The organism is Polaribacter sp. (genome assembly GCF_049276715.1).
GTDB lineage: Bacteria > Bacteroidota > Bacteroidia > Flavobacteriales > Flavobacteriaceae > Polaribacter.
Genome location: NZ_JBASWY010000022.1, coordinates 59,761 through 75,390, shown reverse-complemented (window position 1 = coordinate 75,390; position 15,630 = coordinate 59,761). Strand labels below are relative to the sequence as shown.

Sequence of the window (15,630 nt, the reverse complement as noted above, 5' to 3'; positions counted from 1 at the left end):
CAGAAAAAGAAAAAACTTATGTAGCAAGATCTTTTTAATGATTTTTTTGCATAAAATTTGTGCTGAAAAAAAATGGTTTGTACTAATTTTAATAACAATGAAATTACTAAACTAAATGAGCTTAGGTTTATAGAAAGAGGTAAAAGAAACAAACTTAAATTGAGCATAAAAAAAGAAAAATCTTTTTCTTTATAAATACTCTCTGCACTTTTATAAACTATACTTTTTAAGCTCATATTTTTTTATTTTTAAAATACTTGAGCATGTACATTTCTATTATAAATAAAGGTGTCGAATATAAATAACGCCTTGCTAATCTGAATTCTGTAAAACTTCTATATAACCACTCTAATTTTATATCGATAATCCATTTAGGAGCTCGCTTTTTTGTTTTCGCTATAAAATCGAAAACAGCTCCAATAGAACAAATAGCTTTAGCATTTAGTAAATTTTTATTTTTGTGAACCCATTTTTCTTGCTTTGGCGCAGTCATACCAATAAATAAAATATCTGGCTCAAATTCGTTTACTTTTTGAATCATGCTATCTGTATCTATATCAGAAAAAACTTTTTTGAAAGGTGGAGAGAAAAAGCCGAATTTTATATTTGTGTATTTTTCTGAAAGATTTAATTTCATTAAATCAAGAGTTTTTTGCGAAGAACCAAGATAAAAACATTTTAAGTTTTCCGAATTTGCTTGCTCTAAAAATTTATCATGAATATCTGCTCCAGCAATTTTTTTAATTTTTTTACCTTTTAGTTTTTTTATCAAAAAAACTATTCCTTCTCCATCAGGAAGCAAAATGTCTGATTCTTCAAGTGCTTTTTTAAATTCTATATCTTCTTTTGCAACAATATATGAATGGGCATTAATAGTATTTATAATCAATTTAGATTTGTTAATCTTAATTGAATCTATATCGCTATTGAATATATTATATTTTCCGAGTTCAATACCTATCATAATAATTCAAAGATACTTAATTCTAAAAATTATTTTAATGTTTTAGAATACTTTTATAAAAATGATTTATAAAGATTTTATGACTTTCTATAGAGTAATTTTCTAGGTAAGAATTATAAGCATTTAACCTAAATTCTTCTTTTTTTGAATCAGAAAGACAATTCCAACTTTGTAAAGCATTTAATAATGAATTGGGGTTGTTAGAATCAAAATGAAAACCATTTTTTCCATTTTTTACAAGTGCTTTTGGTGCACCAATATTACTAGCAATAATTGCGCAATTATTAGAAAATGCCTCTATTATAGCAAGACCAAAAGGTTCGTGCCAAATTGATGGGAAAATTAAAGCATTAGCCTGTTGCATTTGTATCGCAATTTCTTCTTTTGATAAAAAACCTAAATAAATAATGTTCTTATATTCTAAACAAGATTCTTCTACAAGCTTTTTTAAAGGTCCAGTACCTACAATTTTTAAAATGTCTTTTGTGTTTTTAAAAGCTTGTAATAAAACATTTATTCCTTTTTCTTCTGATAACCTTCCTACATATAAAAAATGCTTTTTTGGTTTTAGTGGTTCTGCTTTTTTAAATTCTTCTGAGAAGTTGGGTTTTACTGTAAATCGTTTTTTATCAATATTTAATATTGATGAATTAAACAACTCTACCATAAAAGGTGATGGACAAATAAATGCATCTACCATTTTCCAAGTGCCAATTTTTTTATGAAACCAAACAATACTTGCCAGCCAAAAAGTTAGTAGATAAGAATTTCTATAAACTTTATTTTGAACTGCTCTCCAAGGAAAATTTTGATTTAAACTTTTTGTAAAGAGTTCTTTATTATGAAATAAGGTGGCTGAAGGACAGATTAGTCTAAAATTATGCAAGGTAATTACAAGGGGTATTTTCTTTTTTTTTATGCCTCTAATTATTAAAGGACCTGTTGCAAAGTGCCAATTATGCAGGTGAATTATATCTGGCGAAAATGATTCTATTTTTTTCTTTACAATGCTGTTTTTCTTAAAATTCCAAATGGAAGTTAAAAACTCTAATGCTCCAAAAACTCCCTTTTCATTTCTAAAATATAGTGTTTCCACTTGGTGAATATCACTCAATGCATTTTTTTCTAAATCAAAAACAACGTCTTCACCCCCTTTTAATTGATATCTAGTATGTATGAATAAAATTTTCAATTCAACTTTTTATTAATTAAACTTTAATTTTTCTAATTAATTTAGCTGGGTTTCCAGCAACAATGCTAAAAGGTTCTACATCTTTCGTAACCACAGATCCTCCACCAATTATAGCATTTTCACCAATTGTTATTGGTCCTAAAATAACTGAATTTGGGCCAATAATTACATTGTCTTTTATTACTGGTGAACCTAAGTCTAAACCATCTATATCTTCTTTATTACCTATAGTTGTGTTGTGCTTTAGGGTTATATTATTACCTAGAATAACTTTTTTATTAAGAACAGTGGCTCTTCCATGATGAATAATTAGCCCCTTCCCTATTTTTGTTGATGCTGGTATTTCACATCCTAAAATTAAATCAGAAATTAGCTTATAAAAAATTATAATTGGTGCAATTATAATTAGTTTTAGCTTGTTAGTTGCCTTCTTTCTGAAGAAAGAAACCACTGTGAAGCTCATAACAATTATCCTACCTTTAAAATTAGGGTTATTTTTACAATCGTTTTTTAAATCGTTAAATAAACCCATAACTTAGTTATTAAATTTCTTTTTCAAAAAAACAATAGGCTTCAAAATAATTCTTAAGAATAAAGCGAATATTCGTTTATGCATTTTCATTCCTGCCATTTTTCTTGCAAGATAAGATTCTTTTAGTTCTTCAGAAAAACTTAATTGACCACTAATGCCTCCTAATCTAAAATTAACAATAGGTTCAGGAATGTGAATGAAAGCATTTTTATTATTTAAATAAACCTCTAATACAAATTGATAATCTGCAGATGATTTTAAAGTGGTGTTGTATTTTAAATTTTTATAAACTTCTTTACTAACAAACATTGTAGGGTGAGAATATGTCATATGAAAGTATTTAAATTTAAATGCTGAAGGATTAAATTTATAAACTTTTTTTGAATTATTATCATACACATCATACCTGTTCGCATGAATAATTTTTGCGTTTAAATTATTTAAATATGCTTTAACTGATAGTTCTACAGCATTTAACTCATACCAATCATCACTATTTATTGTGCCTATTAAATCTCCTTTTGCAAGATTAATTCCCTTATTCATTGCGTGATAAAGACCATTGTCTGGTTCACTTATCCACTTAGAAATTTTACTCTCATTTTTTTTTATAATCTTGATAGTGTTATCTGTAGAATTCCCATCAATAATTAAATATTCAATGTTTTTATACGTTTGATTATGAACACTATCTATAGTTTGTTGTAAATGTTTTTCTCCATTAAAAACAACGGTTATAATACTTACTAAAGGATTATTTATCATTTAAACTTCAATAATTTATTTATTTCTAAATCACTCATATCCCTATATTTTTTGCTAAAAACTGTTCCTATAGATACCCAAAGTAAAATAAAAGTAACAGTAAAAGCAGGTCTAAACTCTACCAAACTCACAATAGTTATAGTTAAAATATAGTATCCTAAACGTTTAATAAATTTATTATTAGATTTAAAAATAGCTAAACGAATAGCATAAATATAAGTGGTTATTTGTAAAAAAAACATAATAAAGCCTCCTTTTAAAATCATTTGTAAATAACCAACTTCGATTGTAATTCTTGTTTCATCATCTCCCCACCAAGTTTTCTTTAAAATATTAACGGTGTAGCTTCTAGTGTGATTAATAAAATCACTATAATAAGTGCCTAATGACCCTCTACCTACTATTTTTTCTGTGAAACTCAATTCAGATAAGAGTTCTGTAAATAAGAATGTTCTTGAATCTTGAAATTCAATATATGAAGCTATGTAATCTGAAACATATTCATAACCAATGGTAAATATTAAAGTAACAACTAATAAAAACCCAAGTAAAATATATCTTAAAATTAATTTTCTAATATTTAATGCTATAATTTTATCCATTGTAAGAAGAAATAAAACTAATAGTAAATACAAAAATTCTAGCCTTCTTGAATCTAGATAAGCAACACTAATGTAGCAAAGTAACACTAGAAAGACTTTAACTTTATTGGTGAAATTATAGTAACAAAATGCTACTAAAAAAACAAAATTAACGGGCCTTAACAACCAAATCCATTCTTCATTAACGCCTAAATAAGGAATAAATAAACAAGTAAATATCATTAAAAGAAATGCAAATGGGATCACTTTTAAAATTACATTCCAATTTTCTATTTTTAATCCTAACAATAAAGTAAAAGGTGTTAACCAAGCAATACCCATGTAAACATTACCAAAATTTGTTACCCAATCTTGCAGTGTAAACGAAAAGCCTCTAATTAAGGTAACAATGCCCCAAAAGATTAACAAATAAAATAATAATTGAACTGTAACAGGTATTTTTTTTAAAAGATGTAAATTTCTTATAGATAAGTACAAGATAATTATAGTTGAAAGTAATAGAAAGCTTGTAATTGTAATATTTATGAAAGTAAAACCATCTGGTAGAAATAAGAAATGCAATAATATATATATTACAATACTTATTAAACCCCATTTTAAAAGTCTTTTTTGCTTTATAAACACTTATCTTGTTTTTAATTAGACTGCTCTATTGCATCACTATATAATTGTAAATACTTTTTAGCAACAGTTTTGGAATCAAAATTTTCTAAAACTTTTAATCTAGCTAACTCACCTAAATAATTTTTAGTATTATTTTTAATTACCCATTCAATACCAAGTGCCAAATCATTTGGGTCTAATGCTTTTGCTAGATACCCATTTTTTTTATGATATATCATATCACTATTTCCACCAACATTAAAAGCAACTACTGGAGTACCACAAGATAAACTTTCCATTATAACATTTGAAAGATTTTCTTGCAAGCTAGGAACTATCATAACATCTGCAGCGTTATAAATTTTATTTAAATTTTTATCGTCTGATATTTCACCAAAATAATGGGTAACAAATCCAAAATTTTGAGAATCTTTAGGTTTATTAGAACCAAAAACTAATAACTCCAAATCTTCAATTTCTAAAAAACTTAATGCTTTTATTAATTTATCGAAACCTTTTCTATTATCTGATGTAGCATCCATAGCTCCAAATAGAATATATTTTTTTCCTTTTGATAACCCCAAAAACTCTCTAGCTTCATTCTTATCTGAAGGTTTATATGCATTTGTATCTATTGGATTTGGCAAATTAACAACTGTTCTATTTTTAAAAAGCGAACTAGCTTTCGCAGAATTTTGCAACCATTTACTCAAACCAACTATTGTTAAACTTGAAATATTATTAAAAACAATTTTCTTTCTATTAAATATTTGCTTGCTTAAATCATTTTGAACATCAGAGTTTAAAATTGGACAATTACCACAACTTTCTGTGTATCGTTTGCAAGAGTCTGCATAATGACAACCACCTGTAAAAGGCCACATATCATGCAAAGTCCAGATGATTGGTGCTTTAATTTTTGATAAATCTTCAATTCTTAGCATGCCTGCATTTATCCAATGTAAATGAACAACATCTGCATTCTGTTGGTTAATATATTTAACAATGTTAAAGCTTGGCGAAAATGATGCAGAAAATGGGGATACCAGATGAACATTCCTTAAAGGAAAAGGATTTAAGACTTTTTGAACTTTAGCAGTAATTTTTCTTATAAAATTTTTTGGAGTTACAATATTGTTCTCAGTGCCATTTTTATCTAAAACAAACATTGTAGAATTTACTTTTTCGCCTAAAAGTGAATCATGCAATCTTTTTGCAGCTCTTGAGGCTCCTCCTTTTTTATCGCTAAAATTTACAATGAGTATTTTCATTAATAATTATAATCTATACCCAAATATATTTATTAAATTATCGAAATTGTCTATTGTGGTTCTAGAAATTAATGGCTGCTTAGGGCTTTCATATCCTGATTCTAAAAAATATCTGAAACCATTCTTTTTTAAAATATTGAGTATTTCTCCTAAATTTTGTTCTTGATTGTATTGCGAGTGATATTCTATAAAAATATTTTTTACAAAAGATAAAGATGTATCAATATCTTTTATAATTTCATACTCAGCACCTTCGATATCTATTTTAAGAAAATCGATGTTTTTAATCAAAAGCTGCTTTAAATCAAATGTTAAAACTTTAATTGTTTTATCATCTTGCTTATCTACAAGTCTGCCTCCTGCAGAACCTTCTTGATGAAACATTAAGGTAGTTTCTTTAGTCCATACAGCTTTATTGATAATCTCAATATTTGTATAATTTGCGTTTTTTATATTCTTATTTGCAATTGATAGAATTTTAGGATCTGGCTCGAAACCTATAATTTTCGCATCAGGATACATTCTCTTATAACTTATAATACTCAAACCAATGTTAGTGCCACAATCTATTATATATGGCGATTTAGTATTAGCTTTAAATTTGTAAACATTTCTTTGAATACACTCTTTATATTGCGCAATAAAAGAGGGAGGATCAGCAGCTTCTAGTTCTAGCCCTCCAATGTTTGTTTTGAATGCTTTATATCTAGGCTGTTTGCTTATGCTGCGTAATCGCTGTTCTTGCTTACTAAAAACTTTGTTTAATATTCTTTTTATAGCTTGGTTCATATTATTATTTATTCCAAATACCAGTAGCTTTATTATTTACTAATTTAAAATATTGTATTGGCATTAATATTATTGCTGGTAAATAACATAAAATGGTGGCTAAAATAACTCCTTTTATTCCTAAATTTAAATTTTTAGCCAAATAAATAGATAAAGGTATATTTAGTATGGCTGAGAGCAAACTGAGATAAAGTTGCATCTTAATTTTACCAGTACCATTTATAAAAAAAACGAAGGCAGAGTTGAATGTAAATAGTAAAACGAAAACAGCCATAGATATTGATAATCCTATAGAAATATTTATCTTATCTCCAACCCAAATAAAATAAAACCAATCAGATAATACTATCATAATAATTAACAATATTGGTATAAGTAACCATATTTTCATAATACTTTTTATCGATGTTTTTATCCAAATATATTCCTTTTTAACAATAGCTTCTGTAAATGAAGACCAATATGGAGTTACAATAATTGTAAAAACCATTGTTAGAATTGAAAAATATTTAAAGGCAATATTATAAGGAACTACTTCATTTGGGCTAAAAAGTTTACTTATAATAAAGTTATCTGTAGAATATAACACAACTCCTGCTATTTGGATGATAAAAAAACTGAATCCAATCCCCATGATATCTTTTAAATACTTTCTTTTCCAAAGAAAAATGGAAGGTTTTAAATATTGATATTTATAGTTAAATCCAAAAAAATTTAACACTAAAAGAATGATAACTGGCAGTACAGAAAAAATTATTGCAAAAATTAATAATGATCCTTCAGAAGTTTTAGTTAATAGCCATATAATAATAAGTGATAAAACTTGAGTTATAAAATGAATCTTAACTTGAATAGAATGATTCTGATTTGCTAAATAAATTGTGCTTATTAAGTTTGCTATTAATTGTACAGAAAAACTCCCAAATACAATTATCATTAAAAGATTTAAATTGGTATTTATATTTTCACTTGTATTGAATATCTGTTGCCAATCAATAAAAAAATTTAAAATGAAAAAACCTAGAAATAATAATAAGCCAACTCCTATAATAGTAAAGTAAGCAGAACTAACATACGCTTTGGCTAGCTTTAAATTATTATTTGCTAATGCTTCAGTAAGCCTATTTCGTAAACCATTTCCTAAACCAATATCAAAAAAAGTAAACCATGCAATAAAAGAACTTATAGTTAACCACACACCATAATCTTCTGTATCTAAATAGTCAATAGCTATAGGAACCAAAAGAAAGCTTGCTAAAATAGCACCTGCTTTGTAAAAAAAAGAGACAGCAACATGTTTAACTATGTTTTTTGTTCTTGAGCTTTTGACACCAGATTTATGGAGTATCTGTTTTAATTTTTCTTTCAATTAAAAAATTTAATTTATTAGATTTTAGTTACTTTGATTTTTTAGCTATCAGAATACAGTTACTATCATTTTAAAAATTTCTGATACAATTCTATAAATTTTTAAACAAAATAAATGCCATCCCATCTCTAATTATAATTCGTAATTGGAGAAAAGAGTAGTTTGTTTAGTTTTTAATTATTTCAGAAAATTCTATGAAAGACTTTAATTTTTGATCTTTTTCAGACAATATAATTTCTTCTTTTTTAAGTTTCCAATTAATATTGAGCTGAGTATCATTATAAATTACCCCACTTTCAGAATTTACATTGTAATAATTATCGCATTTGTAATTTACTCTTGTATTATTTTCTAAAACCGCAAACCCATGTAAAAACCCTCTAGGAATAAATAATTGTTTGTTTTCTTTTTCTGATAACTCGATTGAAAAGCTTTCTCCAAAAGTATTTGATCCTAATCGCACATCCACAACAACGTCTAAAATTCTTCCAGTAATAACCCTTACTAATTTTGCTTGCGAATATTGTCCAACTTGTAAATGCAATCCTCTAAGCACGCCATATTGAGAAACTGACTCATTTTCCAAAATAAAATTAACCTTTAAGCCTGTTTTATTATCGAATTCTTCTTTGTTATAATTTAATAAAAAACTTCCTCTATTATCTTTTAATAGTTTAGGTTCTATGATAAAGCATCCATTTAGAGGCGTTTGTGTTACTTTCATCAAATAATCAATTAGGTTTTTACAAAATCTACTTTTTAAAAGTGATTCTGCTAATTGTTTTTATTTTTTATAATTATCAAGAAACTTATTCAACTTAATTAAAAGAAGAAAAGCTATCATTACAATAGCACCAAGGACTGAAAGTAAAAATGAATAATTTTTTGTAACTCCTTTTATTTCATAACCTATGGGTTGAAAGTTAGAAATTACATTAATTACTTCATACTTGTTTGATTTATCTTTAGCAATATTTTTTAAATCAAAGTTTATTTTCCTGTTCGTTTCGAAAAGCTCGAGTTCTTTTGTGGTCCTTCTTTCTCCACCTAAATCTATACTAGTACCTGTTGTCTGCTTCTTTGCTTCTTCAATCATCACTTGCATATAGACTTTTCGCAAAGAATCGATTTGTGTTAAGTTTTGACGATACAAAGAGTCTGTTCTATTCAAGTTTTCATTTGTTAGTTCTTTTAATCGATTAAAATACTTATTATTAACAACAGAAGAAATAATAACATCATCTAATTTATTAAAAACATTATTTTTCTCAGCAATTACAGTAACCTTATGAACCTTATAATCATAATCTGTAAATGAAGCCTTAAAATCTTCATATTCGTAACTTTTAATTGTTAATGTATCCACAGATAAAATTAAATCATTATAGGCATTTATTCTATCATTATCTACTCTTAAAGGCTCTATTTTAAAGTTCTTTAAGGATGCTGCAGATGCAGAATCTATTTCAAAAAGTTCAGATAAAGCTTTTGTATTCTCCTGCTTTACTAAATCATTATAATAATTAACATTATTATAAAGCTGTAAACTACTTTTAAAATTAGGCTCAACTAATAATTCTGAACCAAAAGTAGTTGGTTTATTCACTTGAAGAAAAATACCTACAACTAAACCAACAGCACCAGCTAAAGCTATTCTAATGAAATTATTTTTTAAGAATATTAAAATAGTAATAAAAAAATGAAAAATCCCTTTAAAAATACTCCCAATAAAATTAAAAAACCTAGAAAATCCTTTCCCAATAATTATAAAAAGAGACCCTAAATCTACTTCTTCTTCGTTATTTTTCTGCTGGTTTGTTGACATAGTTAATTTTTGATTGTTTATTAATTTTGATTGAATATTTGTTCGAGTATTTTTTGAGTAATTGCGTAAGTTGGCACTACACCTGTCATTCCTAAACCTCCAGAAGCTAAAGTTGCTCCTGTTTCTAAAGGGTTGTCTGATGCGTAATATGCATAGCTTACTTTAACATTCTCTGATATATTTCCTCTAATTTTTGATGCAGATTGAATTGCTTTTTGATAGTGAGCTCCTTCCATTTCTAAACCAATTACATTCCAAGTAGAATCATGGAAAAACTTTAATAAGTCTTTATTTTGGAGTGATGTTCCTAAAACAGAAACCATAGAGCCATCAAAAACTTGAACACCAAAACCTTCTAAATCTTTTTTAGATAATTCATTTTTAAAAGGATAATTATCTGCAGTGCCTTCAAAAATATGTGCAGAAGGTATCATAATATCTCCTTTACCTCCTTCTAAAATACCTGCTTTCCCCATAATAGAAACCGATTTTACATCTAAGTAAATCTTTTGGTTATCAGCATTATAAGGCTTTAAAAGTTCATCCATAGTTTCGTAAGCTTGCTCTCCAAAAGCATAATCCATAACAATAATTACAGGACTTTCTTCGTTATTTGGTTCTTTTTTTAACGAAAAACTAGGGTGCTTTATTTTACTTGTATCAATAATTTGCACATCAATATTGGTGCCTGAGGTATCATCAACATATATCAGTCCATTTTTTGCTGCGTATTCTTTTACCTTTTTTTGCAAGGGCTTACTGTCAGAATTACTCAATAATTGAAAAAGTTCAAAGTTCTTAAGCTCCTTGCTCTCTTTTACTAAAGCGTCTTTTGCGTAAACCGAATTTAAAACACTATGCATATTTGCACTAATAATATGCAGTGGTCTTTTTAAAAGATTGTATTGGTTTAAAACTTTTTTAATGTCATTTGCCCAAATTTCTCCATAAATATGATGCCCTATTTCTTCGATTAAAACTGAACTAAAAATGATGGTTCTTTTCTTATCTTCGAAAACCTCTTTAATAGCTAATTTGCCTAACCAATAGATTAGTTTAAAAAATTTATGCGGGTTTTCTTCAGTAGAAAATATCTTATAGATTTTAGAAACTTCATCAAAAGTTCGGCCCAAAATATTACCCAAATGAACCAATAAAACTTCTTTCTCTTTTTCAGATATTGGTTTTTGATGCAAAATTACATCCTCTAAATGTTTCCATTCTCTGGTAAAATTTTCTCCTTCATTTAAAGAAACCCTTTCTTGAATTTTATGCGATTCTATAAATAAGAATGTTAAATGTGTAAGAATATCATAGATTTCAGATCTTCCTCTTGTAATCTCAATATTCATTTGGTCTTTGTCAATTCTATAGCAATTTCTTCTTCTTTTTGGTGGAATAATAGCTGCGAAATGAGAATTTTTATATCCTTCGTCTGCAGTTAAATTTATAAATTGACACTCTTCAATGCCTTCTGGTAAACGTTCTATAACATAAACCAAACCATTTAATTCAATTCTATCTTCTGCAATAGAACCATAAATTTCTGGTCGCAAAAGTAAAAGTGATTTTCGCAAAGTTTCCCCAGAAACACCCATAGGTTTGTAAAAACCTCTACTAAATAAATGACGCATAGAAATGTATAATTTTTCTATGGCATTTGTAGATTCTTGAGCTCTTGTTCTATCTATTTTTTTCAATTCTGACATTCTTCATTTTAAGGGGTAAATATAAAAATTATTTACCTGATAAAATTTCTTTATATTTATCTTTATTATTAAGCAATTTCAAGGCTTCAATTATGGTTTTATCATTTTTAATATTGTGTTGATAAACACCTTCTTTATAAAAATATCTCTCTAAAATTTCATTTTGAATTACAATTCTAATAACATCTTCATTTTTTGAAATTTCAGCTATTTTATTTTCAAATAACTTTTCTTTAATATTTTCGTACTCCTTTTTAATATTATTGTTTTCTGATGATTCAAATGCCTTTTTAAATAATTTTTCCTGTTCTGTAACAAATGTAGTATCCACTTTTAAATAATTGATAAATTGTTTAAAATCTGATGATGAAAACTCGTAACTATCCATATTAGTGATAGCTGCGTTCTTATAAAAATAATTTGTTGCAAAATTAAATATAGCTTTCGAGCTTAATAGCTTTTCTGTAGCATCTGTTTTTTTTGAATTTTGACTTTCTACATCAGGTAAAACTCCACCTCCATCTAAAACAGTTCTACCATTTTCTGTTTTAAACTTGTTAATTCCTTTATCAGAAAATTTTGGAACTTCTCCTGTTTTTAAATCTCTATTTGTATAATCTAATTCTTGAATACATCTTCCACTTGGAGTGTAATATTTAGAAATGGTTAGTTTTAATTGTGTGCCATAAGTTAATTCTTTTTGACGCTGAACCAACCCTTTACCAAAAGAACGTTCTCCCATAATTACAGCTCTATCATAATCTTGTAAAGAACCACTCACAATTTCAGAAGCAGATGCAGAACTTCCATTGATTAAAACCACAATCGGAATTTCTAAATCTAAAGGATCATTTGTGCCTTTATAAGTGTTGCTCCATTGTTTAATTTTAGCTTTTGTAGTAACTATTGTTTTCCCTTTTGGGATAAAAAAATTCGATATGTTTATGGCTTCCATCAAAGATCCTCCTGGATTAGAACGCAAGTCAAAAACCAACTTTTTCATTCCTTTTTTTTGTAAATCTTTAAACGCTTTTTTTACTTCAGAAGATGCTTTTTCATTAAATCTTGTTAAAGTAATATAACCCGTTTCTTCATCAATCATTTCGAAAAAAGGCACAGGATTTATTTCTACTTTTTCCCTATTTAATTCTTTGTTAATTATTTTTTCTTGACGGTCAATTTCTACTAAAATTTTAGTGTCTGGAGTTCCTTTTAAAAACATCGAGAGTTGGTCTCTTTCCATATTTTTTAAAGATTGTCCATTTACAGAAACAATAATATCACCTGCTTTTAAACCAGCTTTATCTGCAGAAAAACCTTTATAAATTTCACTGATTTCAATTCCTCTCTCTGTGTAAAAAACTGCAATTCCAATTCCTGCATATTCGCCTGCTCTTCTAATTTTGGCTTCTTCTACATCTTGCTCATTGTAAAAATTGGTGTACGGATCTAAATCTTTTAACGTATTTTTTATTGCTCTGTCTGTTAAATCTGCAGGATTTATTTCATCTACATAATACATATTCAACTCTTTAAATAAAGAATTGTAGATTTCAATTTGCTTGGCAACTTCAAAAAATTTCGATTTAAATGAGAATGACAAAAAAATCGTTCCCAACACCAAAACTAAAATTAGTCTCTTTTTTATTTTAAAGTTTTTCATTTGATATATTTTTTACATCTTCTAAAAATAAATTTAATAATTTATTCATCTTCGACGATAGTTCTTCATATGTTTTTTCTTCTTTACCAAGATACGAAATCATAAAAATATGTGGTTCTTCAAGATTATTGTAAACAATTTCTTTTTGTAAACGATACGTTTCTCTAAGTAACCTTTTAATTCTATTTCGATCTACAGCTCTTTTAAAATTTCTTTTTGCCACAGAAACACCCATTTGGGCAGGAAAATTAGATGTATGCTCGGTTTGTAAATACATCATTCTTAATGGAAAAACTTTTAAAGAAGTTCCATCTTTATAAAGCTTTTCTATTAACTTTCTACTTTTTAAACGCTCTTGTTTTCTTAGAGTAAATTTCATCAATACAAACTTAAAGTAAATACATAACTTTTAATGAGTTTCAAGTTATGAAGTTTAAAAATTGCGTATTTTTATTTCCTCAAAAAATAAAATCGTTTTTCCTTAAAAATGTTATAATTTAAACAATTATTAATATTTTTGTTAAATATTACACAAACAGGAAATTTAATACGCAACATACAAGATGAAACCAGATTTATTTCAAGCACCAGATTATTATAATATTGATGATTTATTAACGGAAGAACACAAATTAATTAGAGAATCTGCAAGAGAATGGGTAAAACGTGATGTTTCTCCAATTATCGAAGAATACGCGCAAAAAGCTGAATTCCCAACTCAAATTATCTCTGGTTTAGCAGAAATTGGTGCTTTTGGACCTTACATTCCAGAAGAATATGGAGGTGCAGGTTTGGATCAAATTTCTTATGGTTTAATAATGCAAGAAATAGAGAGAGGAGATTCTGGAGTTCGTTCTACTGCTTCTGTGCAATCTTCTTTGGTGATGTATCCTATTTATACTTATGGAAATGAGGCCCAAAGAAAAAAATATTTACCAAAATTAGCTTCTGGAGAATGGATGGGTTGCTTTGGTTTAACAGAACCTAACCATGGCTCAAATCCTGCAGGAATGGAAACCAATTTTAAAGATAAAGGCGATCATTACTTATTAAATGGTGCAAAAATGTGGATTTCTAATGCGCCTTTTGCACAAGTTGCTGTTGTTTGGGCAAAGAACGAAGAAGGTAGAATTCATGGTTTAATCGTAGAACGTGGAATGGAAGGTTTTTCTACTCCAGAAACACATAATAAATGGTCTTTACGTGCTTCATCAACTGGAGAATTAATTTTTGACAACGTAAAAGTGCCAAAAGAAAATTTACTGCCTAACAAATCTGGTTTAGGTGCTCCTTTAGGATGTTTAGATTCTGCTAGATACGGAATTTCTTGGGGTGCAATTGGTGCTGCTATGGATTGCTATGATACTGCTTTGCGTTATGCAAAAGAACGTGAACAATTTGGAAAACCTATTGGTCAATTTCAATTACAACAAAAAAAATTAGCAGAAATGATTACAGAAATTACTAAAGCGCAATTATTAGCTTGGAGACTAGGTACTTTAAAAAATGAAGGAAAAGCAACTTCTGCCCAAATTTCTATGGCAAAGCGTAATAATGTAGATATGGCTATAAAAATTGCCAGAGAAGCAAGACAAATTTTAGGAGGAATGGGAATTACTGGAGAATATTCTATTATGCGTCATATGATGAATTTAGAAAGTGTAATTACATATGAAGGAACACATGACATTCACTTATTAATTACTGGTTTTGATATTACTGGTTTCAATGCTTTTAAATAGCAATTAGAACCAAATATTTAAAAAATTAAAAGAGGTCTCTTCTAAAAGTGAAGAGAACCTCTTTTTTTTAAACAGGGGATTTTTTCTGTTTTTTAACACCAATCTTCATTAGAATAGTTTCTAACAAACACCATTTTGTAAAAGCCGACTGAATTAAATTTACACCAATAAATACGGTAAACCACATCCAATTTTGATTAACATAAAATGTTAAGACAACACTTAATAAAACCATTACACCCACTATTACTCTAAAATATTTGTTTAACATTTTTAATTATTTTTTTAGTTTATATAAATCTCTCTACAGGAACAACAATCGCTTTTAAAGGATTGTTTGTTTCTAGGTTTTTATTGAATTCTTCTAAAAGTGTAAACAAATCATCTATCTTTTCTTTATTCGTAAACGAGAAAAACATTATAGATTGATTACCACTTTTGCCCCCTGAAAACCAATTTGAAGTCACTAATAATGAGGATAAATTTTTATATCCATCAATACCTGAACTACTAAAATTTTCAATATTTGCTTTTTTAAATAGTTTCAAAACATCTTTCTGAAACTCTTCTACTGCTGTAACAATTACTAATTTCATTTTGATTA

16 protein-coding genes are annotated in these 15,630 nt (G+C 27.5%); 1 reads left to right on the top strand and 15 read right to left on the bottom strand.

Features of this window, described 5'->3' with window-relative positions:
• Positions 1 to 232: 232 nt before the first annotated feature.
• The 13 genes from WAO74_RS05885 to rnpA all read right to left on the bottom strand — a co-directional run bounded on the left by WAO74_RS05885 (position 233) and on the right by rnpA (position 13,663).
• A complete protein-coding gene (locus tag WAO74_RS05885) occupies positions 233 to 889 on the bottom strand; it encodes a WecB/TagA/CpsF family glycosyltransferase (protein WP_422160344.1) in 657 nt (218 codons plus the stop codon).
• Between the two features lie 109 nt (positions 890 to 998).
• Entirely contained in the window at positions 999 to 2,156 is a 1,158-nt protein-coding gene (locus tag WAO74_RS05880; protein ID WP_422160343.1) for a glycosyltransferase family 4 protein, read from the bottom strand.
• Positions 2,157 to 2,172: 16 nt separating this feature from the next.
• The gene (locus WAO74_RS05875) at positions 2,173 to 2,688 is read right to left on the bottom strand and encodes a serine O-acetyltransferase (RefSeq protein WP_422160341.1); all 516 of its coding nucleotides are present in this window, start codon (positions 2,686 to 2,688) and stop codon (positions 2,173 to 2,175) included.
• A gap of 3 nt (positions 2,689 to 2,691) precedes the next feature.
• The gene (locus tag WAO74_RS05870) at positions 2,692 to 3,453 is read right to left on the bottom strand and encodes a glycosyltransferase family 2 protein (RefSeq protein WP_422160339.1); all 762 of its coding nucleotides are present in this window, start codon (positions 3,451 to 3,453) and stop codon (positions 2,692 to 2,694) included.
• Positions 3,450 to 4,532 carry a hypothetical protein gene (locus WAO74_RS05865; protein WP_422160338.1) on the bottom strand — a complete coding sequence of 361 codons (1,083 nt, stop codon included), beginning with the start codon at positions 4,530 to 4,532 and terminating at the stop codon, positions 3,450 to 3,452. Before WAO74_RS05865 ends, WAO74_RS05870 begins: the two co-directional genes overlap by 4 nt.
• A gap of 158 nt (positions 4,533 to 4,690) precedes the next feature.
• The gene (locus WAO74_RS05860; RefSeq protein ID WP_422160337.1) at positions 4,691 to 5,929 is read right to left on the bottom strand and encodes a glycosyltransferase family 4 protein; all 1,239 of its coding nucleotides are present in this window, start codon (positions 5,927 to 5,929) and stop codon (positions 4,691 to 4,693) included.
• Between the two features lie 6 nt (positions 5,930 to 5,935).
• On the bottom strand, positions 5,936 to 6,718 hold the full coding sequence (locus tag WAO74_RS05855) for an FkbM family methyltransferase (protein WP_422160335.1): 783 nt from the start codon (positions 6,716 to 6,718) through the stop codon (positions 5,936 to 5,938).
• Between the two features lie 4 nt (positions 6,719 to 6,722).
• Entirely contained in the window at positions 6,723 to 8,087 is a 1,365-nt protein-coding gene (locus tag WAO74_RS05850) for a lipopolysaccharide biosynthesis protein (protein ID WP_422160333.1), read from the bottom strand.
• A gap of 166 nt (positions 8,088 to 8,253) precedes the next feature.
• Positions 8,254 to 8,811 (bottom strand): dTDP-4-dehydrorhamnose 3,5-epimerase, encoded by a 558-nt coding sequence (gene rfbC / locus WAO74_RS05845; RefSeq protein WP_422160331.1) that lies wholly within the window; start codon positions 8,809 to 8,811, stop codon positions 8,254 to 8,256.
• Between the two features lie 60 nt (positions 8,812 to 8,871).
• Entirely contained in the window at positions 8,872 to 9,912 is a 1,041-nt protein-coding gene (locus tag WAO74_RS05840; protein ID WP_422160329.1) for a hypothetical protein, read from the bottom strand.
• Positions 9,913 to 9,932: 20 nt separating this feature from the next.
• Positions 9,933 to 11,621, bottom strand: coding sequence for a DUF6909 family protein (locus WAO74_RS05835; protein ID WP_422160327.1), 1,689 nt, complete (start codon positions 11,619 to 11,621; stop codon positions 9,933 to 9,935).
• Positions 11,622 to 11,649: 28 nt separating this feature from the next.
• A complete protein-coding gene (locus WAO74_RS05830; RefSeq protein WP_422160326.1) occupies positions 11,650 to 13,284 on the bottom strand; it encodes a S41 family peptidase in 1,635 nt (544 codons plus the stop codon).
• Entirely contained in the window at positions 13,271 to 13,663 is a 393-nt protein-coding gene (rnpA, locus tag WAO74_RS05825) for a ribonuclease P protein component (RefSeq protein WP_422160324.1), read from the bottom strand. The genes WAO74_RS05830 and rnpA overlap by 14 nt, the downstream gene beginning before the upstream one ends.
• Before the next feature lie 184 nt (positions 13,664 to 13,847).
• On the opposite strand from rnpA, the gene WAO74_RS05820 reads away from it, so the two are divergent.
• Positions 13,848 to 15,026: an acyl-CoA dehydrogenase family protein gene (locus tag WAO74_RS05820; protein ID WP_422160323.1), complete on the top strand. Its 1,179-nt coding sequence runs from the start codon at positions 13,848 to 13,850 to the stop codon at positions 15,024 to 15,026.
• 67 nt (positions 15,027 to 15,093) lie between these two features.
• Here WAO74_RS05820 and WAO74_RS05815 read toward each other — a convergent pair whose 3' ends face one another.
• Entirely contained in the window at positions 15,094 to 15,297 is a 204-nt protein-coding gene (locus WAO74_RS05815) for a YgaP family membrane protein (protein WP_422160322.1), read from the bottom strand.
• Positions 15,298 to 15,316: 19 nt separating this feature from the next.
• Positions 15,317 to 15,622, bottom strand: a complete 306-nt coding sequence (locus WAO74_RS05810) for a hypothetical protein (RefSeq protein WP_422160321.1) — start codon at positions 15,620 to 15,622, stop codon at positions 15,317 to 15,319.
• Positions 15,623 to 15,630 lie beyond the last annotated feature (8 nt).

Coding starts and splice junctions, on each gene's coding strand:
- WAO74_RS05875 (WP_422160341.1), bottom strand. CDS start 2,688: ATGGGTTTATTTAACGATTTAAAAAACGATTGTAAAAATAACCCTAAT.
- WAO74_RS05870 (WP_422160339.1), bottom strand. CDS start 3,453: ATGATAAATAATCCTTTAGTAAGTATTATAACCGTTGTTTTTAATGGA.
- WAO74_RS05860 (WP_422160337.1), bottom strand. CDS start 5,929: ATGAAAATACTCATTGTAAATTTTAGCGATAAAAAAGGAGGAGCCTCA.
- WAO74_RS05855 (WP_422160335.1), bottom strand. CDS start 6,718: ATGAACCAAGCTATAAAAAGAATATTAAACAAAGTTTTTAGTAAGCAA.
- rfbC (WP_422160331.1), bottom strand. CDS start 8,811: ATGAAAGTAACACAAACGCCTCTAAATGGATGCTTTATCATAGAACCT.
- WAO74_RS05840 (WP_422160329.1), bottom strand. CDS start 9,912: ATGTCAACAAACCAGCAGAAAAATAACGAAGAAGAAGTAGATTTAGGG.
- WAO74_RS05835 (WP_422160327.1), bottom strand. CDS start 11,621: ATGTCAGAATTGAAAAAAATAGATAGAACAAGAGCTCAAGAATCTACA.
- WAO74_RS05830 (WP_422160326.1), bottom strand. CDS start 13,284: ATGAAAAACTTTAAAATAAAAAAGAGACTAATTTTAGTTTTGGTGTTG.
- rnpA (WP_422160324.1), bottom strand. CDS start 13,663: ATGAAATTTACTCTAAGAAAACAAGAGCGTTTAAAAAGTAGAAAGTTA.
- WAO74_RS05820 (WP_422160323.1), top strand. CDS start 13,848: ATGAAACCAGATTTATTTCAAGCACCAGATTATTATAATATTGATGAT.
- WAO74_RS05815 (WP_422160322.1), bottom strand. CDS start 15,297: ATGTTAAACAAATATTTTAGAGTAATAGTGGGTGTAATGGTTTTATTA.
- WAO74_RS05810 (WP_422160321.1), bottom strand. CDS start 15,622: ATGAAATTAGTAATTGTTACAGCAGTAGAAGAGTTTCAGAAAGATGTT.